This is a genomic window from Sporosarcina ureae, from assembly GCF_002082015.1.
Taxonomy (GTDB): domain Bacteria; phylum Bacillota; class Bacilli; order Bacillales_A; family Planococcaceae; genus Sporosarcina; species Sporosarcina ureae_A.
The window spans coordinates 3007766-3032755 of record NZ_CP015109.1 but is presented as its reverse complement, the minus strand read 5'-3'; the positions used below and the strand labels follow the sequence as shown (position 1 = coordinate 3032755).

The window sequence follows — 24990 nt, the reverse complement described above, 5'->3', positions numbered from 1 at the left end:
CATCATCCACGAATGAATGATGATGGCTGTGACATCAAAATTGCTTACGCATAGTTTTCTTTCACAACAGTCGCGCATCGTGTACATAGTGTCGAATGTTCTGCGTCTTCTCCAACTGTTTGAGAAATTGTCCAGCATCGCTCACATTTTTCACCTTCAGCGGGCTCCACCAAAACCGTTGCATGCTCTAATTTCAATGCATTCGGCAACTCTGCATTTGTACCCTCTTCAAAGTCCGAGACGATGAAGAATTGTGCAAAATCAATATCCTCTGCTTGCAAGATGCCACGTTGAGCTTCAGGCAACACAACAGTCACTTTTGCCTCCAAAGATTTTCCGATTACTTTCGCGTTTCTAGCTTCTTCAAGAGCTTTCAAGACATCATCGCGGACATCCATCAAATTATCAAAGCGCTCACGAAGTTTGTCTGCTGCTTCACCTTTATGATCTGCTTCAGGCATATCCGTTAATTGTACACTATCTTCTTCAACGTACTGAATATTTTTCCACATTTCATCTGCAGTGTGTGGCAAAATTGGCGTGATCAGCTTAACCAATGTGATCAATGTATCATGCATCACTGTCTGCATTGCCCGGCGATCTGGATGATTCGCAGCTTCGATGTAGACCACATCTTTCGCAATATCCAAGTAGAGCGAGCTCAGTACACCCGTACAGAAATTATTGATTGCATGGTAGACAGTAGGGAATGCATACTGCTCATAAGCTGTAAGGACTTCCTCAATTAAATCCTGCAACTTCACATAGACGTACTGATCTACTGCACGCATATCATCAAATGCTACACGATCTGTAGCTGGATTAAAGTCAGCTACGTTACCATGCAAGAAACGAATCGTATTACGAATCTTGCGGTAGACTTCTGAAACTTGCTTAAAGTTTGAATCAGACACACGAACGTCGGCTGTATAATCTACAGATGACACCCATAGACGTACGATGTCTGCACCTAGTTGATTGATGACTTTCGAAGGGACGATAACATTCCCTAACGACTTACTCATCTTACGGCCATTTTTGTCCAGTGTGAAACCATGACTCAAAATGCCTTTGTACGGTGCAATACCGTTGATAGCTACGCTAGTTGTCAATGAAGAGTTGAACCAACCGCGATATTGATCGGAACCTTCAAGGTACAAGTCCGCTGGGTACCGAAGATCATCACGCTCTTCAAGAACCCCCTGATGCGTTGTACCGGAATCAAACCAAACATCCATAATGTCCGTTTCTTTCGTGAATTCACCATTTGGACTTCCTTCATGCGTGAAGCCTTCTGGCAATAAGTCTTTTGCAGAACGTTCGAACCAAACATTCGATCCATTCTCACGGAATAAATCTGCTACATGGCTGACGGTTTCGCCCGTAAGAATTACTTCTCCATTTTCCGCATAGAAAACTGGAATCGGAACGCCCCATACGCGCTGACGGGAAATACACCAGTCGCCACGATCACGAACCATATTGAACAAACGTGTTTCACCCCAAGACGGTGTGAATGTAGTGGTACGGATTGCTTCGAGTAGCTCATTTCTAAAAGATTCAATAGAAGCGAACCATTGCGAAGTCGCACGGTAAATGACTGGCTTTTTCGTGCGCCAATCATGCGGGTACGAGTGAGTAATAAACGACAACTTTTGAAGAGCTCCAACTTCTTCTAATTTTTCAGTCACTGCTTTATTCGCATCTTCGTAGAACAAACCAGCGAAAAGCGGTGCTTCTTCTGTCATCACACCACGGTCATCAATTGGAGATAATGCATCGATTCCATATTGCTTACTCACGTAGAAGTCATCTTCACCATGACCTGGTGCTGTATGAACACAACCGGTACCAGCATCTGCCGTCACATGTTCCCCTAGCATAACTAATGAATCACGATCATAAATTGGATGGCTAGCCACGATCCGATCAAGATCTACACCTTGAATTTCTTTTTCGATTGAATACTCTTCCCACTCCAATTCATTCGCCAAGAACTCCACTAAGTCTTTTGCTACTACAAATTTCTCATCTTGTACTTTTACTACTGCATACGTAAATTTAGGATGAACAGAAATCCCCAGGTTTGCTGGAATTGTCCAAGGTGTTGTTGTCCAGATCAAGAATTTCACATCATGATCTAGTACACCTTTCCCATCTTTGATAGGGAAACTTACATATATGGATGGAGATTTTTTATCCTGATATTCAATTTCCGCTTCTGCCAAAGCAGTTTCACTCGAAGGAGACCAGTAGACAGGCTTCAACCCTTTATAGATATATCCTTTTCTCGCCATCTCGCCAAACACTTGGATTTGACGTGATTCGAATTCAGGTTTAAGCGTGATGTACGGATTTTCCCAATCTCCGCGAACTCCGAGACGCTTGAATTGCGTACGCTGATTATCAATTTGTTGTAGTGCATACTCTTCACACATTTTACGGAATTCAGCCGTACTCATTTTCTTGCGATCAACTTTTTTATTTACAAGTGCTTGCTCAATCGGCAAACCGTGTGTATCCCAACCTGGTACGTAAGGCGCATGGAAACCAGACATCGATTTATAACGAACGATAAAGTCTTTTAGTACTTTGTTAAGAGCGTGCCCCATGTGTAAATCACCGTTTGCATAGGGTGGTCCATCATGCAATATGAACAACGGACGATCTGCAGTACGTTCCTGAACTTGCTGATAAATATTCTTTTCATTCCACTCTTCTTGCATTTTGGGTTCATTGTTTGGCAGATTACCACGCATAGGGAAATCAGTTTTCGGCATTAGCAATGTATCTTTATAGTCCATTATAATTCCTCCTTAAAATATGTGTACATCGTTTGTAGTGTATTGATAGGAACACTTTTAGGCCTTAACGGTGCTTTCCGCTTTTGGATCCAGCTAGCTACAAGCGTCAGGCTGTTTCCGCTTTTGAATATAAAAAACCCCATCCCAAAAAGGGACGAGGTTTGTTCTCGCGGTACCACCCTACTTGCAATTGCATATAGCAATTGCCGCTTAGACACTAATAACGGCAGTGTGAGACCGAGAACCTAGATTTACATAAAGGTTCTAGCTCAGGAGTGATTTTCGTTTCTGATTTACCACCAGGCTTACACCGCCCCTGGCTCGCTATAGGTGAAATTAGAAAGTACTCTTTCCTTCAACGCTTCTTTTTCATTTTACTTTTCATTATAAAAATGTGTTCGAATGTTGTCAAGCTTCTTCCGGCTTCTTAACTAGTTCTTCATCTAAACTATCTACATTTGGAATATCTAATTCCTTTTCAGCTACACTTTCCACGCTGGATGTATCCAACTCATACTTCAACAGGTCATCCCAGTCTTCCGTATTGATCATGTCGAGCTGTGCTTCTACCATCATCTTAAAGCGGCTTTTGAATACTTTTGACTGTTTCTTTAACACTTCTACTTCGAGCGCTATCTTTCTAGCCTGCGCGAGTGCGTCATTCACAAGGCGGTCTGCATTCTTTTCTGCTTCCGAAATGATTAACTTCGATTCTTGAACAGCATTTTTTCGAACATCTTCCGCAGCTTCTTGTGCGATTAGAATAGATTTTTGCATCGTTTCTTCTATTAAATTAAAGTGAGTAATCTTTGCTTGATTATCAGAAACCGTTTTTTCAAGCTCTTCATTTTTCTTCAGGACGTTTTCATAGTCTTTCATCAGCTGTTCTAAAAATCCATTTACTTCATCTTCATCATAGCCACGAAATTTCGTATTAAACGTTTTGTTATGTATATCCGTAGGGGTTAAAGCCATAATACGCTTTCTCCTTTCAGTATGCTTACATAGTTTACAGTGTGATGATGTTTACTACTTGATTAAACACTACTTTTCTTAATTTATCAAGGATTCAATTTAGACAAGTGTACCGATCATCACGCGGATCTTATCTTTCTTTGTGCGTCCTTCAATACTCATGATTCTGAAGCGACCATACCCTCTAATTGATAGAACATCATATTCTTCTACTTCAAATGCCTGTTTATCAATCATTGCCCAATTCACTTTTACTTTCTCCGCTTTAATAAGCGACGAAGCTTTGGCTCTTGAACTGTTTGTTAATGCTGCAATCACTACATCCAGACGCAATGAACTAACAATATGGAGTTCTTCTGTCCATTCATTTTTTACATCTATAAAATCTTCCGTGTTTTGTACTGGCTCTACAGAAACTTTCACTTTTCCAACTTGCGTGAAATGGACGTGGATATATTCAGACACTTCCTCCGCAACCGCAAATTGTACTGCTTCATCAGTTAGTTGAATATCACCAAATCGTGAACGCTCAATTCCAACAGACAAAAGAGACCCAAGTAATTGTGAATGTTTCATAGTAACGAATTTTTTAGGATAGTTCACATTATAAATACTGATTTGAAAATCCTCTTTTGTCGGGATGTAATAATCAGGATAGATTAGCACACGCTGACGTTCTGCGTCGTGGAAGCCACCGTCAGCGGTTAATCCAAGATCTGAATTCCTCACGATAGATTCCGTTATAAAACGCTGACGCGGGTCCATAAACTCCGTTAGCTTGGGGGCATATGTATCTTCTACGTCCTTCACCCAACTATTCACCTTTTCAATAAACGGTTGTTCTTCTTTACGAAAATGTTGAAATATTGAATCCATTCTAGTTCTTCTCCTTATATAAAAAAATCCTCACCTTGTGAGGATTTCCAATTCAAGCTAAGGTTATACTTAATATACTAATGCTTGGAAAATCATCAAGTAAATCTGACCTATTCCTCTGCTGATTAATTGTAATGACAGTAATGCGACAATCGGTGAAAAATCAATCATTCCAAACGGTGGTATGAACTTACGGAAAAACCCTAAGTATGGCTCTGCTATTTTGGCTATAAGCTGACCAAATTTTGTTTCTCTAGTAGATGGAACCCATGACATTAAAATATAAATGACTAACAGAATAGAATATAATTGTAAGGCTCCAGAGATTAATAAATAAGAATTATTTAATAATGCGATCATAATTACATGTACACCTCATTCAAATTGTTCGACTTTCATTAAGTGAAAGTTCTAAATTGTGTAGCCTATCGTTCGTTTTGCTCAGATAGAAATTCCGTAATTTTACCGGCTACTTCCACGTTGTCGGGTGCACATAAAAATATATCTGCGCCAATTCGTTGAATGTCGCCACCGAGGGCATATACTGTACCACTTAGGAAATCAATAATACGAAATCCTTGATCTCGTTCTATCTGCTGTAAGTTCACTACGACGGAACGGCGATTCTTTAAATGTTCCGCGATGTCCTCTACTTCTGCATAAGAACGCGGCTCTAGTAAAATAACTTTTGAAGATTTTTGCAGACTTTGTAAGCTAATCACTGGAGCTTGTGTGGAAGAAGCATGTTGCTGGGGGGCTTGAAGACGACTATTGACAGCTCGTTTCTTACCCCCTAGCTTCTTCATCCCTTTACGAGCTGTTGTTTGTTCACCTTTTGTTAGTTTACTTTGAGGTTTTGGTTGTTGAACTAAGTCTTCTTCCTGTACCCAAAACATTTTTTCCAATCGTTTTTTTAGGCTCATTCAGTTTCCCCGCTTTCTGAACCGGCCAATGCAGTGCCGATGCGTATATGAGTTGCACCTTCTTCTATTGCGATTGTAAAGTCATTGGACATACCCATAGACAATTTTGTACACGGTGCGTAAGATAGCTTCTTTGCTGCGATTTTGTCTCGTAGTTCACGTAAAGAACGGAATGTTTCGCGAACAACGGATTCATCATCTGTATTTGGCGCCATCGTCATGAGCCCTATTACATGAACGTTTTCGTAAGCTGCCAATTGCTCAAAAAATACATCTACCTCCTCAGGAGTAATGCCTGACTTGGATTCTTCACCTGACACATTGACTTGTACAAAACAATCCAGCGGCTTAGTTGCCCGCTTATTCACTTCTTTCGCAAGGCTCATACGGTCAAGCGAATGAAGGCAGTCAATGGTGTCGACTAATTCTTTCACTTTGCGTGTCTGCAAGTTACCAATGAAGTGCCAATTTACCGGATCCTCAATCGTTTCCTGCTTTTTCAGCAATCCTTCAAGCCGATTTTCTCCTAAATCCTTGATCCCAACGTCCAGTAAGGATTGCGCTCTAGCGGACGAGACTTGCTTTGTGACAGCAATTAACGTGATGTCGTCCGGGCTACGATTTACTGTTTCACATGCTTCATGTATTTGTTTTTGTATAGTTACTAGTCGTTGTTCTACTCGTTCCATATTATCACTACTTTTCATCATCTTTATTTCATTGTATCAATTAGAGCACTATATATCAACGATAAGTCATTTATTGAGCCGTTTATTGTCGATCAAGATAATATCTTTTCCAATCGTCATGACGTCTCTGTAATGGATTTTTTGGACACCTTTTGACTTGCTGTCTGAGAAAAAGGATCGCTCAAGTTCACCTATATGAAGTTGCGCGATTTCACCTTTTTCGATGTCGATTGTAGCATCTTGAACAAAACCTAGGAACGCTCCTTTTTTCAGCTCAATCACTTCTTTTTTCTGCAAGCTGGAAAAACGCATAGTTTCCCCTCCTTCTTTCATACTATGCATAGTGAGTTTTAATGAGAACGTAAGGAGACTGACTTCAACGTGAAATAGTGCGTGTTAAAGTATTGAGTTAGAAAGTGGATCAGAATTACTGTTTTACTTGTGGGAATTAAGGAATTCTTGAAGTAAGTATGGACTGGTATCGACATTTCGCTTTTTTACGTTCGTGATCTATCGAGGTTTATAGCTTGATGAGCGGTTATAGAGCAAGTATGAGCGCTTACATGCTGTTCAAGAGCGTTCACCCGTTGACAATGATCGCTTGCGGTAATTAATGAGCGGGTGTGCCGCTACTATGATCACTTAGATGAATTGTATGAGCGCTTGCATATGGAGCTTAGGGTTCGATTATACATTAGCTCACAAATGTCCAAAACAATACAAAAATGGAACGCTGAGAATGGATGTTTTTTTCATCGGCCATTTAATCCACTATCAACATAAAAACTGCCCTTCACAACTTAAGTGTGAAGGACAGTCTTAGAGACATCAGACGATATTTAGTATTTCTTCTGTTCAATTCCGTGCCGAATCTGTTCCATCGCATGCTTTTCAATTCTCGAGATTTGCGCTTGTGAAATCCCGAGCTCCTTAGCGATCTCGGTTTGCGTCTGACCGAGATAAAATCGTTTGGAGACGATGAGCTGCTGTCGTTCATCTAGCTCGCCCATCTTATCTTTAATGGATACGTAGTTCATCCAGCGGTCTTCTGATACTCTTTGGTCATGTAGCTGATCCATCATATAAATTGGATCTCCACCATCGCTGTTCATTGGCTCATGTAATGACATAGGATCCTGTATGGCATCGAGGGCGAATAGTATATCTTCTTCCGGTATGCCGGTAATCTTCTCTAGATCTGAAATTTTTGGTTCGTGTTGATGTTCGTTGACATATTGTTCTTTTGCTCTAATCGCCTTATACGCGATATCACGTAAAGATCGAGATACACGAACAGCATGATGATCACGAAGATGTCGCTTAATTTCTCCAATGATCATCGGCACAGCATAGGTGGAAAACCGGACATTATGTTTTAGATCGAAATTGTCTATGGCTTTCAACAACCCAATACAACCAACCTGGAACAAATCATCAGCCTGCTCTCCACGATAGTTAAAGCGCTGAACAAGGCTAAGTACGAGACGCAAATTCGCAAATACCAATTCATCTCTGGCAAATTCGTCACCGCTTTGCAAACGGATGAATGTCTCTTTCATCACATCTGCAGTTAATAAAGGCAGCTCGGACGTATTGATCCCACAAATTTCTACTCTTGTACGTACCATTGGCTCTTCCTCCGCATTCTATAGGTGAGTGTACAGAGTAGTCTGTCCTCAACTCTTTAGAATATGCGAATTCACTAATCGCCAATTTCTACCGATAAGTCCAGTTATGAAATGGGTTGATTTAGCCGATCACGTAGCTCAGAGATTATTTTCTTTTCTAATCTAGATATATAAGACTGTGAAATGCCAAGAAGATCCGCTACTTCTTTTTGTGTCATTTCATTTGTTCCCATTAATCCAAATCGCTGCTCCATAATATAACGTTCTCTTTCATCTAAAACGGAAATGGCATCGATCATATATTGACGCTCCAGCTTTTTCTCTACATCGTCTGTAATAATATCTTCATCTGTACCTAAGATATCCGACAGTAGCAACTCATTACCATCTGCATCTGAATTCAACGGTTCATCGAATGAAATTTCTGAACGAATTCGATTCGTTTTGCGTAAGTGCATTAAAATTTCATTTTCAATACAACGAGAAGCGTATGTTGCCAGCTTAATGTTTTTATCTGCTTTAAAAGTTTCAATTGCTTTGATCAATCCAATAGTTCCAATACTAATGAGATCTTCAATATTCGTATTCGTATTATCGAAGCGTCTTGCGATATAGACGACAAGACGTAGGTTCTTTTCGATCAATGTATCACGAGCAGCAGGATCTCCCTTCATTAATGCCGCAATCGTTTTGGCTTCTTGCTCCTTATCGAGAGGTTTAGGAAGTGATTCATGTCCTCCAATATAAAATATTCCGCCTTTTCGTCTGAAGAATCCCGCAATATATGAAACCCATTTTTTTACTTCTATTAACATATAGCTGTTCTCCCTTCTTCTTTTAGTACATCCATCGCACTCATTTGTAATATGGCTGCTGCACCTTGAGGGTATTGACGTTGTTCTTTCGTCAATACAATATACCCCACAGGCAATAATTCGCCCTCGAGCAACCAATTTTCATACTTGATCCCGACGGCCCATGAAGATCCTTGAACAGTCTGTAATCGTATTAACCGAAGACTTCTTTGATATGTGGCAGGGAAAACCGCCAAGTCCGGGGACTTTTCAGGATTCCAAGACTCTAGTGCTGAAGCGAAGTCGACGGGCAGCTGTTCTTTAACTGCTGAATAACCAATAAAATGTACAGGATCTCCTGACAAAGGCTCTACACAATGATTACCCGTGTCGATGAATACTTTTAGCGGAATGGATATCCCCCATAAACTCAATTCTGAATCGAGCGTAAAACTCATTAACTTATTCATCATGCGTGTATCAATCCATTTATGTTTCACGATGTATAACGACAGATAAGTTAGACCGATCGCTACGAATAAAAAACTCTGATTTACGCTGCTACTAATATGCGCATAGACCAACGTCAACATTCCTCCTGCGAAGAAAGACGCGATCAGTACAGCGAGAATAGAATTTTTCCAACTACCAAACGTTTGTCCAAATGCAATATACGTCATTCCTAAGAAAGTAAAGATCATCGCTGGCACAGAATACGGGAACAACGTAATAAAGAAGGCACCGAGAAATGCTGCACTCCATAACCTCCTCCTGTTCGTTTGATGATTTCCAACTTTATTAGTGAATGATAGGATGGCGTAGTTAAAGAGCATGTTGATCCCTATCATCAGTTCTCCATACATATGCCGGCCTCCTTACAAACAGATTATCACGAGTATACTGAAAAACCTGTCGGGCTTTGGATGGTTTCGGATAAAAGCTTCGACATATTTTTAAGTGCGTAGAGTAATTGCTAGTACAAAAACAAAAAGCTTCCCCTCTGAGAAACTGATCTCAGAGGGGAAGCTTGTTCTATTTCTTATTTACGACGCGTACGATTACGTAAGAACGTTGGAATGTCCAATTGTTCTTCATGCTGATGCTGATTAACCTGTGGTTGTCTCGGCTCAGATTGTTGCTCGTAACGTGGTTGTTCTTCATATCTGCTTTGTGTCGGTGGTTGCTGCTGAGCAGGTCGTTGTGGACGAACGCCACCCGTTACACCAGCACCTCTTTGTCTTGACGGAGCTAATTGTTCTTCGTTAAATCCTGTCGCGATTACCGTAACGATGATTTCATCTTTTAAGTCGTCGTTGATGACAGAACCGAAGATCATGTTGACGTTTTCGTCTGACGCAGTAGCAACAATGTCAGCTGCTTCTTGTACTTCAAACAAGCTCAAGTTTGAGCCGCCTGTAATGTTCATCAAGACACCTTTTGCTCCATCGATGGATGTTTCAAGCAATGGACTAGAAATCGCTTTTTTCGCTGCTTCTGCAGCACGATTTTCACCAGTAGACATACCGATACCCATCAATGCAGAACCTTTGTTATACATGATGGTTTTCACGTCAGCAAAGTCGAGGTTAATCAATCCAGGTACTGCGATTAGATCAGAGATACCTTGGACACCTTGACGCAATACATTGTCTGCTTCTCTAAACGCTTCCAGCATTGGAGTGTTTTTGTCTACAATCTCAAGCAGTTTATCATTTGGAATCACAATTAGCGTATCGATTGCTTCTTTCATGCTTGCGATACCGCCAGCTGCTGAAGTAGATCTCTTTCTACCTTCGAATGTAAACGGACGTGTAACTACCCCTACAGTCAATGCGCCAATATCTTTAGCGATTTGCGCAATAACCGGTGCTGCACCTGTACCAGTTCCGCCGCCCATTCCAGCTGTAACGAATACCATGTCTGCCCCACGTAAAGCTTCTTCGATCTGCTCTTTACTTTCTTCAGCTGCTTTTTTACCTACTTCAGGGTTTGCGCCTGCACCTAGTCCTCTAGTGAGCTTCTCACCGATTTGTAGTTTGATTTCAGCTGATGATAATTGCAATGCTTGAGCATCCGTGTTTACTGCGATAAACTCTACGCCTTGCACTCCATGTTCAATCATACGGTTGACCGCATTGTTTCCGCCGCCGCCCACTCCAATAACTTTAATTACCGCTAATGCATCTATGTTCGTCTCAAATTCAAGCATTGATTTTCCTCCTCTAAATTATCTGCAATTCCCCATCCAACACGATGTTTTACTCAAAGAAATTGTCGAATACTTTTTTAGCGCGTTTCATGAATCCTTGACCTTTTTCTTTTTTCGGTTTAACTGGTCTAGCTGAAGGTTCCACGACTTCATAAATGGATTCTGATGATTGAGGTGAACCAACCGGCTCTTCTTCATAGCCAAAGAACACATCCTCCATATACGCATAGCGAATCAAGCCAACCGCAGTAGAATACATCGGCTCACGGACACCAATATATTCTGGTGTGTATAATCTAGCTCTTGTTTTAAAGACATCACGAGCTAATTGTAATATTCCATCTAGCTTAGCTGTACCGCCAGTGATCACGATACCGCCAGGCAAGTCACGAATACCTGTTGCGTACAAATCTTCGAGAATTAATTCGAATAATTCTTCAAGACGTGAACCGATCACGTCAGAGATATACCGTTGGCTGTATTGATCTTTTGCATCCGAGCCCACTACGGGTACTTCAAATAATTCTTCATCTGAAGCATCATCATAATAGGCATGTCCATACTGATGCTTAATCATTCTTGCTTGCTCTGTAGGTGTCTTTAAGACAATTGATAAATCTTTTGTAATATGGTCTCCACCAACAGGTAATACGGACGTGCTGATCAGACGATTTTCAGCAAATACCGAAACCGTAGTTGACCCTCCGCCAATATCGATGAAGGCAGTTCCATGATACATTTCATCTTCGGATAACGCGAATGTACCTGCCGCCAATGGTTGCAAATAAATTTCGCGAATTTGTAAACCAGCTTTTTCTACACAGCGTAAAATGTTATGTAGTTGAGTTTTGGACGTCGTAATTAACGTTGCGTCCATTTCCAATCTTACTCCCATCATACCACGGGGGTCGGTGATTTCATCATAATCATCGACAATAAATTGTTTCGGCACTAAATTGACGAATTCTCTTTCGGGTGGGACATTCATAACTTGTGATGATTTCATTACTCTTTCAAGATCGTCATCGGTGATTTCACGATTTTCAGAGTTCACTGCCACAACGCCTTTGACGTTTTGGAACTGGACACCATTTGCAGGGATGCCAAGAACTACTTCTTCAATTTTCAAGCCTGTCATTCTTTCAGCCTGTTCAATCGCCTTACGGATTGATTGGACAGTGGCATCAATATCAATAATTGTTCCTTTGCGAATTCCAGCAGATTGTACATTTCCTACACCGATTACATGCAGGGCATTTTGATCCATCTCTCCAATTAAGACTTTAATTGTAGATGATCCTATATCAAGTGATACGTAATGATTTGATTTACTCAATTATTGACACCTCCTTAATGTAACTAGTAACTTCCATTCTATTGTATTATGACTGCTTTGTCTAAATATTTTCAACACCCTCTTCTAAAAACATTTAATATTACGCATTTGTATCAGGATTTTTGTTTCTACTTGTCCATTTTGCAAGCAAGATTCTTCTAATAATCGCTATATTTTGGAACAATCGTACGCCAAATGCGAAAACTGCTGCCAAGTATAAATCTACACCTAGGTGTACACCGATAAACGCGAGTGCTGCTGCTAATAGTATGTTGAAGAAAAATCCACTGACGAATATTCTGTCGTCATACACTTGCTGAAGATAGGCTCTGATTCCACCAAATAGTGTATCAAATGCAGCGAGAATCGCAATAGTTAAATAGTTATTATATACTTGCGGGATTTGTATATCCGAGAGCAAACCTAGTGAAACGCCAAGGAGGAGCCCAAGTAAGGGTAGCCACATATTGTCATTCCTCCTTTGTTTGTTCTTTTAAAAACCGATTTTCAAAACCACCCGTCCAGCCTTGTAACGTAATGCGATCCGCTGGTTCACTAATTGTCAAAATTAAGTCGTCCAAGTAAAATTCATCTTGGATGGCAGTAGTCAATAATTGATTATACAATTTTTCACTTGCCTCTTTTGAAGGAGAAACGACTTTAATATCGAACGGTGGTGTGGAAACCACTTCTCCACTGACAGTTAGATTCCCGTTAATATCCCGAATCCAACTCAAAGTAGTAAAGCGCTTGCCGTCAATCTCCAATTCGTTGCCTTGTTGTTGATTCACCACATTAATAAACCAAGCTAGCAGTTCAGATGAGACTGGCTCTATTTCATAACCTAACGCAATACTTTCTGGTGATGGAGCAACCTCTATTACAAATCCTGGACCAGTGGTCGGCATGAATCCCGCTTGTTTATACAATTTATCTAACGTGTCCTGTAACACACTTGCCGCATTGGCTTCAGGTGATGCATTATACGCAGCAAGTGTTTGGTCAATCCCCCTGATCTCTTCTAAGAGTTCAGAGTGAATTTTCTTTTCACTCGATAACTCTTTACGAATAGCCCATAAATCTCGTGTGTCTCGTGGAGATGTAGTATTCATCGAGTTATATTGCAAAGCCAATACAAACCCCACTATACCGAGAATCAACGTGAACTTCCAGTGTGTTTTTCGTTTCACACTACCCCCCCACAATCCATCATACTTCGTCACGAATCGCAGGCAGTTGAACTTCCTTCATTTCTTCTAGTGTGACGACAATATTATCTCGCAACAAGCCATCTATGACACTGCCTTTTAAATGCAATGCCGGAGATAGCACTTTCGGATCTCCTACTGCTTCTATTATAAAAGGTGCCGGAAACGTTCTACCATCAACCATAATAACAGGGCCTGTACATTTTATATACGAATTCGAATTAATTCGTTGCCCGTTGATCGTCATTCCTTGCGCACCTGCGATTTTCAATTCATTGATTACACGTAAAACATGACTTTCATGGACGATATAATCATTTGGATTCTGTACCGAAGGATCATAATCTGCATCTTCCAGCGTTACTTTGACTCCCGCACCTTTTGACGGTATATCTCCAAGCAATAATCGTAAATCCCGTGCTTTTTCTACAAGAACCGCATGATTTTTTTCTTTATCGGAGAAATCTTGTTCAAACGAATGTACTTGTTGTTGTTTCTTGAGTAACTCATTTGTCAATTCCTTGTTTCTTTCTTGCTGGTCGATCAGCTCTGCACGATACTGTTCTTCTTGCTGAAATAAATTGGTTTGCTCTGGATCTAGCTCCTGTTGCTTACTACCAATTGTTCTATAGGAAAACGCAAGCATGAAGCCCAATACTAGAAATACGATAGACAGCACTAATTGCTTGCCGCGTTTCTCTCTAGTTTTATTCAGTTTCTTGCTCACTCTTTTCCTCCTTAGTCGTTTCTACATCTGCCGGTTTACCTTTTGTTACGTTTGGCTCTTCAACTGGCTGCGGAATCTCCACATCTACCGGTACTGGTTCTTTGTAGAAATCTGTATATGTTTTAAAGTACACACCAATTTCAATATCCAACACACCTTTTTCTTCTTTAGGCAATTGTGCGATAATATCGGGGTAGTAGGACATTTTATCAGCAAAGCCTAAAATTAACGCATGTACTTCATATCCATCACTCATAAATACGTCAATTTTATCCTCTCCTTCATAACGAAGCTCGGAGAGGAGTTCAAAAACTGTACTATCCATCTCTTGGAGTTGATTGATCATTCGTTCTGTCACATCAGGTTCGGTAAAACCCGATAGGATGGGTGCATGTGAAAGAATGTCAGGATCAGTTGCTTCTAAGCGATCACCATTTTCCAACAATAGATCATATTGAGTTTGATTCTCTATATAAGCAACCGGTTCCCATTCCGTGACATGTATCGAAACGTCGTTATAAAAATCACGTTTTACTTTTGCATCTTTCACGCCAGGAATTTTTTGAATATTATTTTCTATATCTTTAGCACGAAATCCCCACAATGATTGCCCCTTATACAAACCACTCTGATCCTTATAGACCTCACTATCTTGTAAAACAGTCTCATTAATGGATATTTTCGAAACATCGCTTAATGAAGATTGGAAATACAATAAGGCAAGAAGAACAAGGACGAATATCACGACGAGCAGAAGAAAACTCATGTTGGCTCTTCTTCTGCGTTTTTTACGCATGGATGGAATCCGATCTTCAATATCTATTACTTTTTCCACATCCTGTTCTCCCTTCATCCTGCCTTTTTATTCGCAGAGTAGTGTAGAATCGTTCCGACAGCAAGCCACGTAGTCAACAGCGAGGAACCTCCATAACTAATGAAAGGCAACGTCACGCCTGTCACGGGTAGCAAACCTGAGACGACTCCCATATTTAAAAACGTTTGGAAAGTGATCATGGACACCATACCGGTAACAATTAAAAACGAATTCCAGTTGTTCAGTCGTATCGCTATGCCGAATGCAGAAGCGAATAACAAGATAAACAGCACCACGATAAAGGCTGCACCGATAAACCCGATTTCTTCTGCAATGATGGAAAAGATAAAATCATTTTGTGGTTCAGGCAAGTACAAAAACTTTTGACGACTATTCCCGAAACCATGGCCAAATAATCCACCAGGGGCAATTGCGAATAAAGATTGTATACTTTGAAACCCCGTACCGAGAGGATCATTCCACGGATCAATATAGGATTTAATTCGATCTAAACGATATGGTGCAGCTAGAATGAGCGCAATAAAAGCACCGAGCCCTGAGACGAAAAGAAAAATAAAGAATGACAATGGATAGCCCGCTAAGAAAAGGATAACAAACGCGGACACTATCATAATGACGGCAGAGCCAAGGTCAGGTTGCAACATGATCAACGTTGCAGGTAATAAAATCCATGCAAAGTGTTGCCATTGCCAAGACTTTTCTTTATGTTTCTTCATACCGCTGGCTAACTTCCCTAGTAAAGCCACCTTCACGAATTCCGCTGGTTGCAAACTGATGGGACCAAGAGCGATCCAACTTTGAGAGCCATTTCGCACCACTCCAATGCCTGGTATTAATACTGCCACCAACATTAAAGTCGAAGCGATATAACAATAGGTCCAAAATTTAGGATGAGATGTTAGTGGGCTTTTGACCAGTACATACGCAACAGCTAAGGAAATCACCATGTAAACACCTTGCTTGACGATAAATGGAGAAGAATCTTGGTAATGCACTTCTCCCCAATAAGATCCCGCTGATTGCACAAATACTAATCCAATCAGCGATAGTAGTAAGGCGGTTGTCAAAAAGATTATTCGGTAGGTTCTTTCCAGCGTTCGCATCCTTCCTCAAATTAATCAATCACTTCTTCGACTTACTCTCCAACTCTTACAATGGTTTTACAACCTCATTACCGCGTCAACAAATTGGTCACCACGGTTTTCAAAGCTTTTGTATTGATCCCAACTTGCACAGCTTGGCGACAATAAAATCACATCGTCTTCACAGCTACATGCATATGCCTTCTCAACAGCCTCGTCCATAGTAGATGCCCGGGCCGTATTTGTCACACCACAAGATTTAGCAAACTCTTCAAAACGCTCTGCTGTCTCCCCTATCGTCACGACAGCACGGACATTTTTCATGTAAGGTCGTAATTCTTCAAATGAATGACCTCTGTCAAGTCCACCGGCAATCAAGACGATTGGCATCTTAAATGAGGAAAGCGCACTTTTTGTCGCTAACGTATTGGTCGCTTTTGAATCATTGTATATGGTTCGGCTATTCGCTTCGCGAACAAACTGCATGCGGTGGCGAACACCGGTGAAAGAACTTAAGACATTTTCTATTGCAGTTTTTTCACACCCTGACAATATGGCTGCAGCTGTTGCAGATAAGATATTTTCTAAGTTGTGCTGGCCCGGCAATTTAATATGCTTCATTTCTATGAAAGGTTCACCTTGCCAATAAATCCATTGCCCATCTGCTGAAATACCTTCTCTAGTTTTTCCAAGTACCGAGAATGGAACTTTTTGAGATTCAAGTGATTCTATTGCTTCTTGGATTACCCTTTGATCAGCGTTATATATCAAGTATTCTTCTGAAGTTTGATTGCGGGCCACTTGTAACTTGGCATCCAAGTACTCTTGCATGGACCCATGATAATCCAAATGCGCTTCATATAAATTCGTGAAAATCGCTATATGCGGAGTGAAATTTTCTGTTCCAGCTAATTGGAATGAAGAGGCCTCAAGTACAATCACTTCATTCTCCTGAGCTTTTTCCGCCACTGTACAAGAAACAGTTCCAATATTGCCGGCAATCAACGGGTTTTTCTTTGCCATATTAAGCATGTGATATAGCAATGTCGTAGTAGTCGTTTTACCATTTGAACCCGTAATGGCGATGATCGGTGCTTCACTGAGAATACCTGCTAACTCCACTTCGGTCCAAATCGGGATTTTTTGCTTAACAGCACTAGCTATCAATGAATTACTATAAGGAATCCCTGGATTTTTCACGATGAAGTCGAAATTTCGTTCCAGCAAATTACTTGGGTGCCCCCCGCCAATGACTTCAATTCCTTGAGTTTGAAGCTCTATCGCCTCTTCATTCCCTTCTAACGGCTTAGAGTCATTGACTACAACTTCTGCTCCTAGACGATAGAGTAAACCTGCTGCTGCCATTCCACTTTTGGCTAGACCAACTACAAGTACTCTTTTTCCTATGAATTGTTCTGTATTCTTCATCTACATGACCTCCAAGAAGACCGGTACAAGGGCCGCAAGCAATGCCACTCCCCAGAACACAATCACTACTTTCCATTCAGACCAACCCGATAATTCAAAGTGATGATGGATAGGACTCATTTTAAAGACGCGTCTTCCAGTCATTTTAAAACTAATGACTTGAATGATGACGGAAAGCGTTTCTACTACGAATACAATTCCGATGATCAACAATAATAGTTCCTGTTTGATCAATACGGAAATCATAGCGAGTACGCCCCCTAATGCCAATGAACCCGTGTCTCCCATGAATACTTTCGCTGGTTTGATATTGAATAATAAAAATCCAAGCATCGCACCTGCTACGACGAATGCAAATAATGCGATATCGTTCTGTTCATACACTAACGCCAATACACCAAATGCAGTGAATGCTATAGTCGATGTACCACCGACGAGACCATCCAATCCATCTGTTAAGTTGACTGCGTTAGAAAAACCTACGAGCCAAAAGACCAAAAATGCCACATAAAATACACCGAGATCTATTCCTAGTTTCGTGAAAGGAATCATGACTGTAGTTTCGAATGGTCCGAGTTTCAGCAAGAAAAAGGCAACGATCGCAATGATGATCTGGCCTATTAATTTCTGAAGTGATGTCAATCCTAAGTTACGCTTCGCTACGATGATGATAAAGTCATCCAGGAAGCCGATGATTCCGAAACCAATCAGCACGATCAATAACACAATCGTATGAGTAGTTAATGTGTCGTTTATGTAAGATAAAGCGAGTGTTGAAATCGATATGGAAAGAAGAAAGATGAGCCCGCCCATTGTGGGCGTGCCCGCTTTCTTCAAATGTGCTTTCGGACCCTCTTCCCGTATGCTTTGACCAAATTTCAACCTTCTAAGTAATGGGATGATGATCACCCCGATCATCGCTGATACGAAAAATGCGACAGCGATGATCGTAACTGTGGTGCCGAGTGTCATGTTAAGTTCTCCTTCTACTATCAATTGCCTGTCAGTGAAGCACTGCTTATTCTGTATACAAATGAATCGTGTCTTCTACGGTCATTAAAGTATGGGGAGCGGGTAACTGTCGAATCACTTTCTTACCTTTTCCATGCCATTTAACTTTAAACGTGTAATTTTGAGACAGCAATTCTTTTTCATTCATTCCAAGTAAATCAGGTGAACGGAATGTGATCGCGTCTCCCCATCGGTATTCTTTTTCTAATTGCTCTTTTCTTCTTTCAATATTAGCAATCGGGGCAATTTCTTCAATGATGCGTCCCACGATGGGTGCAGCGATTACTCCACCGAACTGAATGGAGTTCTTTGGACTATCAATAGCTAGGTACACGAGTAATTCAGGGTCGTCTGCAGGCGCGAAACCAATGAAGGAGACGATATAATCGCCATCTTTATAACGACCATTCTCTACTTTCTGTGCCGTCCCTGTTTTACCACCTATTCGAAGTCCATCTGCAAACGCATTACGACCCGATCCGTTAGCCACAACAGATTCAAGCGCATGCCGCACTTTAGCCGATGTTTCTTCACTGATTACTTGTCTTTTTAATTCGGGTTCAAATTCTTTTAATGTCTTACCTTCAGAGTCCTTTATTGATTTGACAATATAAGGCTTATAAAGTTTACCGCCATTAATAGCTGCGGCAACTGCTTGCACTTGTTGGATGGGGGTGACAGAGATCCCTTGGCCGAACGAAGTAGTTGCCTGTTCTACCGGTCCAAATGCTTCTTTGGAAAACAGAATACCTTTCGATTCTCCAGCAATGCCTGATTCTGTCGAGCTACCGAAACCGAATTCACGAATATAGCGATCTAGTCTTTCACTTCCAAGCCGCTGCCCCATCGTAATGAATCCCGGGTTACACGAGTTTTCTACAACTTCTAAAAATGTTTGATCTTTATGACCTTCTCGCTTCCAACATCGTAATCTAGCGTTTGCAACGACTTTATAACCAGGGTCATAAAAATTTTCGTTCTCTAAATCGATAACATCTTCTTCCAAGCTAGCTGCCAGTGTAAGAATTTTAAACGTGGAACCTGGCTCGTACGTCATCCATACGGGTAAGTTCCGATTATAGATAGTGGAATCGGCTGATTGGTATTCTCGCGGGTCAAAGCCAGGTACAGATGCCAGTGACAATAATTCTCCTGTTTTAGGATTCATAATGATAGCCAGCGCCTGTGTCGCATCATACTTTTCCATTGCTTGTTTCAGTTCGCGTTCCACAATTTGATGCATTTTCAGATCGATGGTCAGCTCCAAGGTTGAGCCGTCTTTTCCATGTTCGAAACTATCTTCTACATGGGGCAATGCAATTCCTTTAGCATCCGTGAACAGTCGTACTTTGTCTCCTGTTCCGTTTAAAATTTCATCATAAGCATACTCAATACCTGCTAAACCATCACCATCATAGCCCGTAAAACCAATCAACCGCGCTAATAGATCGTCATATGGATAGTATCGGACGAAGTCTACTCCCACATACAATCCGGCTACTTGTAGTTTAGTAATCTCGTCCCCTTGCTCCTTCGTAATATTTTTTCCTTCGGGAGCTAATTTCACCATATACGTTTTTTTCTTCAGCTTTTCTTCCAAAGCTTCTGGCGGCATGTTAAGGATTTTTGCAATTGCAGGTATGTCGCTAGAAATGTCAGGATTTTGAGCTGGCATGAAATACAATGTAGGGGCTAGTTTATTACCTACAATCAACTTACCGCTTCGGTCCGTAATATCTCCACGCATAGCACCGAAAGGAATTTCAATATCCCAATTTTCTTCTGCCTTTTCTTTCAACCACTCATGCTTGATAATTTGAACATGAAATAGTTTGCCGATTACGAGTAATAGACAGATAAGAAAGCATAAGAAGGCTGCACGTAAACGTTTTTTGGACTGCATATCAATAAATGAACGCAATGACTCACTACCTTTTTTTCTATTAAGGTATGCTGTGAAATCGCACGCTATTCATTAGCCACCCATGATTTGCTCCTCTTCTTTTGCCTCTTTGTCTTCATTACTTTTCTTTTTATTATACTGTTGCTCAGGCGTCCGAAGCTCAACGACGATAGGATCTCTCTTGTTTACTAACGTTCCTTCCGTAACGCTTTGTCCAACTACGTAGCCTTCACCGTTGATCCGAATATCCAACTTTGAAAGGTTCGTAAATGAAAGCACCATCTTTTTGGACCAACCCGTCATGTCTGGAAATGTCGTATCCCCTTTTGTTTCCAACAATACCATTGAGTTCTCTGTTAATTTCGTATCCGCTTTTGGTATTTGTTTAGTTACCTTACCACCTTCTCCGATTAATACAGTTTGGAAGCCATCCTCTGCTACCGAAGATGCTGCTGTTTCTGCATCTTTTCCTTCATAATCCCCAACCTTTTTCACAGGAATCTGTTGTTCCTCCTCTGGAGCAATGTTTAAGTATTTCAAGCTGTTTTCCATAATCGGGTTAAATACTTTCGATACAGGATCAGACCCTTGTTCGCCTGCTTTTAACTTAGGTTGCTGAACCGTTACATAAATCAGAAGTTGCGGGTCATCAATCGGTGCCATTCCAAGGAAAGAGTATAGGTAGTTCCCATAGCCAGACATATATCCTTTTCCATCTGTTTTAGGAAGTTCTGCTGTACCCGTTTTACCTCCTACTGCATAATTTTCCAGATGGTACTTTTGTGCAGTACCTTTTTCTGAAGTTACTGTTGTTGCAAGGATTTCACGCACTTCTTTAGCTGTAGCTGCGGAAATGGGTGTTCCACTTTCTTCAGGTTCGTGATTCTCTAGCACTTCTTTCGTATTCGGGTCTATAATTTGGTCAATTACATATGGTTTCATCATGACACCGTTATTCGCAATGGCAGAAGCAGCTTGTATCATTTGCAGTGGTGTAACGGTAGAACCTTGCCCATAAGAAGTTGTCAATCGTTCTGCTGGATAATTATCTAGTACAACGCCCGACGCTTCATTCGGCAAATCGATTCCAGTTTTTTTACCAAATCCAAATTTGTGAACGTATTCAATGAATTTCTGATCACCGATTCTTTCGAGTAAGTAGGCCATTCCCACGTTGGAGGAACGTTGCAATCCTTCCATAAAAGTAATCGTACCCCAGCCTTTCACGTTCACATCACTTATCACTCTGTCATAGATGCGGTAAGATCCAGATTTAAAATAGTCATCCGGCTCCCATTTACCTTCTTCTACCGCCGCTGCCAATGTGAACATTTTCATTGGAGAACCTGGTTCAATCGTCTGCTCCACTGCATCATTCAACCAGTTTTCTGTCAATCCCTCTCTCGTCATCGGATTAAACGTCGGTCGTTGACTCATTGCCAGGATTTCACCCGTTTTTGGATTAGATACGAGAACTAGCATCTTTTTCGGAGAATACTCTTCTTCTACTTGATCCATCGCTTCTTCTACGAAATTACTAATTGTCTTATCCAATGTTAGTTTAATCGTCTGTCCATCCTGTGGTTCTTCAATTTGCTTGCTAGCAGTAGGCAATAAATATCCCCAACCGTCAGATTGATAATTCACTTTTCCATCGACACCTGTTAGTTGCTTGTTATATATTTTTTCAAGCCCCATTTTCCCTTTGGTAACAGTTTGATTGTTTTCTAATTCTTCTTTTTGAGCAAAGCCCACTAAGTAAGAAGCGAAGCGACCATTAGGATAAAATCGTTTTTTACCTTCTACAAACAAAATACCCGATAATTTTTTTCTATCGAGTTCTTCTTTCATTTTCATCATCGTTTCGCGGTTCAGATCTTTGCCCGCACGCCCAAACTCAATTTGCCAAGCGCCTTCTCTAGCGTTTTTCATTTTATCGTAAATTTCACGTTCTTTTAGCGGTAAATATTTGGCCAGTACTTTAGCCGTCTCCTTATAATCCACCACATGATATTTTCTTTTGCTGTTTTTACTAGCAGCTTCATTAAGGACAGCCACTACATGATAACTTAATGTATCTGATGCAATCGGCACATCATTTCGATCGACGATTGCCCCGCGGCTTGCTTGTAAGACGGCGTTTTTTTCATATTGGTTTGAAGCGATTTTCGCTAACTCTTTCCCATCTACTTGGCCCGTCATTTGAATAAAAAGAATTCTGCCGAATAATATGAAAAAGAGCCCTCCGAATACTACAAACATTAGAAAGGCTCCCCATTGAAAGCGAAACTTCTTCATCGTCCTGGTACGACCTTTACGTTGCCTTCGTTAAGGTTCAAACCACTCTCTTGTGCTTTTTTCCAAATACGTTCGTAAGTGGATTTGTCACTCACTTGAATGGACAATTCAATATTTTGTTTTGTAGTATTTTCAATTTCAGAGTTCATTAACTGTACTTCTTTATTTATAGCGTTTATATCAGAATGCGTCTGTAAAAGCATGGAAGATGATCCGATTGTAAATGCTGCAAATAAAGTGAACAATATCTTTTCGCCCTTAGAAAAACGCTTTTTTACACGGCGGACAACCTGTGGCTGATTTTGGTCTGTATGTGGTTCTACCTCTGGTGTCTGTAACGTATTTAAGTTCCGTTGTTCTAGTCCCATGGCTCAATTCCCCTTTTCTATTTTTTCTCTATAACTCGTAATTTTGCTGATCTGGCACGTTTATTATGTTTTATTTCTTCATCTGTGGGAATGATTGGCTTTCGCGTAATAAGACGGAAATCCGGATCCATCCCTTCAGGTATAATAGGTAAGTTTGGCGGCAACTCCGGCATGGAAGAAGCTTCCTTAAAAATAGTTTTACATAGGCGGTCTTCAAGTGAATGGAAGGTAATTACGCTGATTCGGCCATCTTTACGTAATAACGTAAGGGCATCGGTTATAGATTGTTCAGCTGCTCCTAGCTCATCATTGACCGCAATTCGTATAGCTTGGAAAACACGTTTTGCAGGATGGCCACCGGTTCTTCTAGCGGCTGCTGGTATACCTGTTTTAATAAGTTCAGCCAGTTCTCCTGTTGTACGTATAGGCGCATTAGCGCGTGCTTCTTCAATTTTACGAACGATTTGCTTGGAGAACTTCTCTTCACCATAGCGGAAGATTATTCTGACCAAATCTGAATACGACCATTCATTGACCACTTCATATGCTGTCAATGGCGCAGACGTATCCATACGCATGTCCAAGGGAGCGTCATGATGGTAACTGAAGCCTCGTTCAGGTGTATCCAATTGCGGAGAAGAAACTCCTAGGTCATATAAAATCCCATCAACATGAGAGATTCCCAATTTTGCTAATTCATTTTTTAAGTCTTTAAAGTTTGCATGAACGAAGTGCACTTGTGCTGTATAGTTCGATAACTTTTTTTGCGCTGCTTCAATGGCCGTCATATCTTGGTCGAAGCAGATTAGTTGTCCTTCAGATGATAGAAGTTTGACAATTTCTTCACTGTGACCTGCACCACCAAGTGTGCAATCCACGTAAATGCCATCTTCTTTTACATTCAAGCCTTCGACGGCTTCATGCAGTAATACTGTTGTGTGGTTAAACATGGTTATTCCGCCTGCTTTCAAAATTCAAAATCAATAAGGTTTTCTGCAATGTCATTGAATGATTCCTCAGATTCCTCGTAGTACGCTTCCCATAGTTCTGCAGACCAGATCTCAATCCGGCTGGATACACCGATAATCATACAGTCCTTTTCAATCTTCGCGAATTCCCGTAAGTTTGCAGGTATATTTACTCTCCCCTGCTTATCTAGACTTGCTTCGCTTGCTCCTGAAAAGAAAAAACGAGTGAATGCACGAGCATCTCTTTTTGTTACCGGCAACGCTTTCAACTTTTCTTCAAGCTTTTGCCATTCGTCCAGTGGATATCCAAACAAGCAATTATCCAGTCCACGGGTTAAAATAAAGCCTTCTGCTAGTAGCTCCCGAAATTTCGAAGGAACGATCAGTCGACCTTTCATATCAATTGAATGCTGATACTCACCCATGAACATATAATTCACCCCACTGTATGAAATAATGTACCACATCCCCCCACTTTCCTCCACCCACTATGCCGTTTTTCTTCGCATAATTATTAAAATGTGTCAATAGTACTTCTTTCTGATTTACATTCCTCCCCGTATCCCGATAAAACTACTTTTTTCGCAATTTTCTTACGCCGTTACCCTTAAAATTTTTCTAGTTTCAATCGGGACTTGTTTAGTGAGTAAGAAGATTTAGCAGCTCTCATTAGAGAAGCTTAAAGCATGCTAAAAAAAGTGGGATGGGCAATAAATCATATATAAAATTAGTATGGGACATAGTGTTACATTTAAACTTTTTTAATTTCAAGTTTAGATTTAATTCATCCATAAAAGATTTCAACTACTACTACTTCAATTCACAACATCGAGTGACTACCATTTGTTATACAGGAACCGAAACATACTACGTATGGATCTCAGAATATCTATTCTCTGCAAATCCAACATGCGGCTCTTCTAAAGTA

General features: G+C 40.8%; 24 protein-coding genes and 1 other annotated feature. All 24 genes read right to left on the bottom strand.

What is annotated here, in order from left to right:
- Positions 1 to 44 precede the first annotated feature (44 nt).
- The 24 genes from ileS to mraZ all read right to left on the bottom strand — a co-directional run bounded on the left by ileS (position 45) and on the right by mraZ (position 24493).
- Positions 45 to 2804: an isoleucine--tRNA ligase gene (ileS, locus tag SporoP17a_RS14685; protein WP_083035373.1), complete on the bottom strand. Its 2760-nt coding sequence runs from the start codon at positions 2802 to 2804 to the stop codon at positions 45 to 47.
- 147 nt (positions 2805 to 2951) lie between these two features.
- Positions 2952 to 3172 (bottom strand) — a binding site (T-box leader).
- 40 nt (positions 3173 to 3212) lie between these two features.
- Positions 3213 to 3779: a DivIVA domain-containing protein gene (locus SporoP17a_RS14680; RefSeq protein WP_083035372.1), complete on the bottom strand. Its 567-nt coding sequence runs from the start codon at positions 3777 to 3779 to the stop codon at positions 3213 to 3215.
- A gap of 99 nt (positions 3780 to 3878) precedes the next feature.
- Positions 3879 to 4655, bottom strand: a complete 777-nt coding sequence (locus tag SporoP17a_RS14675; protein WP_083035371.1) for a YlmH family RNA-binding protein — start codon at positions 4653 to 4655, stop codon at positions 3879 to 3881.
- A 69-nt stretch (positions 4656 to 4724) separates the two neighbouring features.
- Positions 4725 to 5015: a YggT family protein gene (locus SporoP17a_RS14670; protein WP_083035370.1), complete on the bottom strand. Its 291-nt coding sequence runs from the start codon at positions 5013 to 5015 to the stop codon at positions 4725 to 4727.
- Positions 5016 to 5080: 65 nt separating this feature from the next.
- Complete coding sequence (locus tag SporoP17a_RS14665) at positions 5081 to 5578, bottom strand: cell division protein SepF (protein WP_156890588.1); 498 nt, start codon at positions 5576 to 5578, stop codon at positions 5081 to 5083.
- Positions 5575 to 6267 (bottom strand): YggS family pyridoxal phosphate-dependent enzyme, encoded by a 693-nt coding sequence (locus SporoP17a_RS14660; protein ID WP_083035369.1) that lies wholly within the window; start codon positions 6265 to 6267, stop codon positions 5575 to 5577. The genes SporoP17a_RS14665 and SporoP17a_RS14660 overlap by 4 nt, the downstream gene beginning before the upstream one ends.
- Before the next feature lie 66 nt (positions 6268 to 6333).
- On the bottom strand, positions 6334 to 6579 hold the full coding sequence (locus tag SporoP17a_RS14655; RefSeq protein WP_158233767.1) for a PRC-barrel domain-containing protein: 246 nt from the start codon (positions 6577 to 6579) through the stop codon (positions 6334 to 6336).
- 527 nt (positions 6580 to 7106) lie between these two features.
- Positions 7107 to 7895 carry an RNA polymerase sporulation sigma factor SigG gene (gene sigG / locus SporoP17a_RS14650; protein WP_083035367.1) on the bottom strand — a complete coding sequence of 263 codons (789 nt, stop codon included), beginning with the start codon at positions 7893 to 7895 and terminating at the stop codon, positions 7107 to 7109.
- A 104-nt stretch (positions 7896 to 7999) separates the two neighbouring features.
- Positions 8000 to 8710 carry an RNA polymerase sporulation sigma factor SigE gene (gene sigE, locus SporoP17a_RS14645; protein ID WP_083035366.1) on the bottom strand — a complete coding sequence of 237 codons (711 nt, stop codon included), beginning with the start codon at positions 8708 to 8710 and terminating at the stop codon, positions 8000 to 8002.
- The gene (locus tag SporoP17a_RS14640; RefSeq protein WP_083035365.1) at positions 8704 to 9552 is read right to left on the bottom strand and encodes a sigma-E processing peptidase SpoIIGA; all 849 of its coding nucleotides are present in this window, start codon (positions 9550 to 9552) and stop codon (positions 8704 to 8706) included. Before SporoP17a_RS14640 ends, sigE begins: the two co-directional genes overlap by 7 nt.
- Positions 9553 to 9728: 176 nt before the next feature.
- Positions 9729 to 10898, bottom strand: a complete 1170-nt coding sequence (ftsZ, locus tag SporoP17a_RS14635; RefSeq protein WP_083035364.1) for a cell division protein FtsZ — start codon at positions 10896 to 10898, stop codon at positions 9729 to 9731.
- 49 nt (positions 10899 to 10947) lie between these two features.
- Positions 10948 to 12234, bottom strand: coding sequence for a cell division protein FtsA (gene ftsA / locus SporoP17a_RS14630; RefSeq protein ID WP_083035363.1), 1287 nt, complete (start codon positions 12232 to 12234; stop codon positions 10948 to 10950).
- Positions 12235 to 12334: 100 nt separating this feature from the next.
- The gene (locus SporoP17a_RS14625; RefSeq protein WP_083035362.1) at positions 12335 to 12700 is read right to left on the bottom strand and encodes a small basic family protein; all 366 of its coding nucleotides are present in this window, start codon (positions 12698 to 12700) and stop codon (positions 12335 to 12337) included.
- A 4-nt stretch (positions 12701 to 12704) separates the two neighbouring features.
- Positions 12705 to 13424, bottom strand: coding sequence for a DUF881 domain-containing protein (locus tag SporoP17a_RS14620; protein ID WP_083035361.1), 720 nt, complete (start codon positions 13422 to 13424; stop codon positions 12705 to 12707).
- 19 nt (positions 13425 to 13443) lie between these two features.
- Entirely contained in the window at positions 13444 to 14169 is a 726-nt protein-coding gene (locus SporoP17a_RS14615) for a DUF881 domain-containing protein (RefSeq protein WP_237262348.1), read from the bottom strand.
- Positions 14150 to 15004: a cell division protein FtsQ/DivIB gene (locus SporoP17a_RS14610; RefSeq protein ID WP_167693446.1), complete on the bottom strand. Its 855-nt coding sequence runs from the start codon at positions 15002 to 15004 to the stop codon at positions 14150 to 14152. The genes SporoP17a_RS14615 and SporoP17a_RS14610 overlap by 20 nt, the downstream gene beginning before the upstream one ends.
- A 14-nt stretch (positions 15005 to 15018) precedes the next feature.
- Positions 15019 to 16107, bottom strand: coding sequence for a putative lipid II flippase FtsW (ftsW, locus tag SporoP17a_RS14605; RefSeq protein ID WP_083035359.1), 1089 nt, complete (start codon positions 16105 to 16107; stop codon positions 15019 to 15021).
- Positions 16108 to 16164: 57 nt separating this feature from the next.
- The gene (murD, locus tag SporoP17a_RS14600) at positions 16165 to 17514 is read right to left on the bottom strand and encodes a UDP-N-acetylmuramoyl-L-alanine--D-glutamate ligase (RefSeq protein WP_083035358.1); all 1350 of its coding nucleotides are present in this window, start codon (positions 17512 to 17514) and stop codon (positions 16165 to 16167) included.
- The gene (gene mraY, locus SporoP17a_RS14595) at positions 17515 to 18486 is read right to left on the bottom strand and encodes a phospho-N-acetylmuramoyl-pentapeptide-transferase (RefSeq protein ID WP_083035357.1); all 972 of its coding nucleotides are present in this window, start codon (positions 18484 to 18486) and stop codon (positions 17515 to 17517) included.
- A 46-nt stretch (positions 18487 to 18532) separates the two neighbouring features.
- On the bottom strand, positions 18533 to 20428 hold the full coding sequence (locus SporoP17a_RS14590) for a penicillin-binding transpeptidase domain-containing protein (protein WP_083036141.1): 1896 nt from the start codon (positions 20426 to 20428) through the stop codon (positions 18533 to 18535).
- A gap of 72 nt (positions 20429 to 20500) precedes the next feature.
- Positions 20501 to 22690 carry a penicillin-binding protein gene (locus SporoP17a_RS14585; protein ID WP_237262347.1) on the bottom strand — a complete coding sequence of 730 codons (2190 nt, stop codon included), beginning with the start codon at positions 22688 to 22690 and terminating at the stop codon, positions 20501 to 20503.
- A 32-nt stretch (positions 22691 to 22722) separates the two neighbouring features.
- Positions 22723 to 23094 (bottom strand): cell division protein FtsL, encoded by a 372-nt coding sequence (ftsL, locus tag SporoP17a_RS14580; RefSeq protein ID WP_083035355.1) that lies wholly within the window; start codon positions 23092 to 23094, stop codon positions 22723 to 22725.
- A gap of 17 nt (positions 23095 to 23111) precedes the next feature.
- Positions 23112 to 24044 (bottom strand): 16S rRNA (cytosine(1402)-N(4))-methyltransferase RsmH, encoded by a 933-nt coding sequence (gene rsmH / locus SporoP17a_RS14575; RefSeq protein ID WP_083035354.1) that lies wholly within the window; start codon positions 24042 to 24044, stop codon positions 23112 to 23114.
- 17 nt (positions 24045 to 24061) lie between these two features.
- Entirely contained in the window at positions 24062 to 24493 is a 432-nt protein-coding gene (gene mraZ / locus SporoP17a_RS14570; RefSeq protein ID WP_083036139.1) for a division/cell wall cluster transcriptional repressor MraZ, read from the bottom strand.
- Between the last annotated feature and the right edge of the window lie 497 nt (positions 24494 to 24990).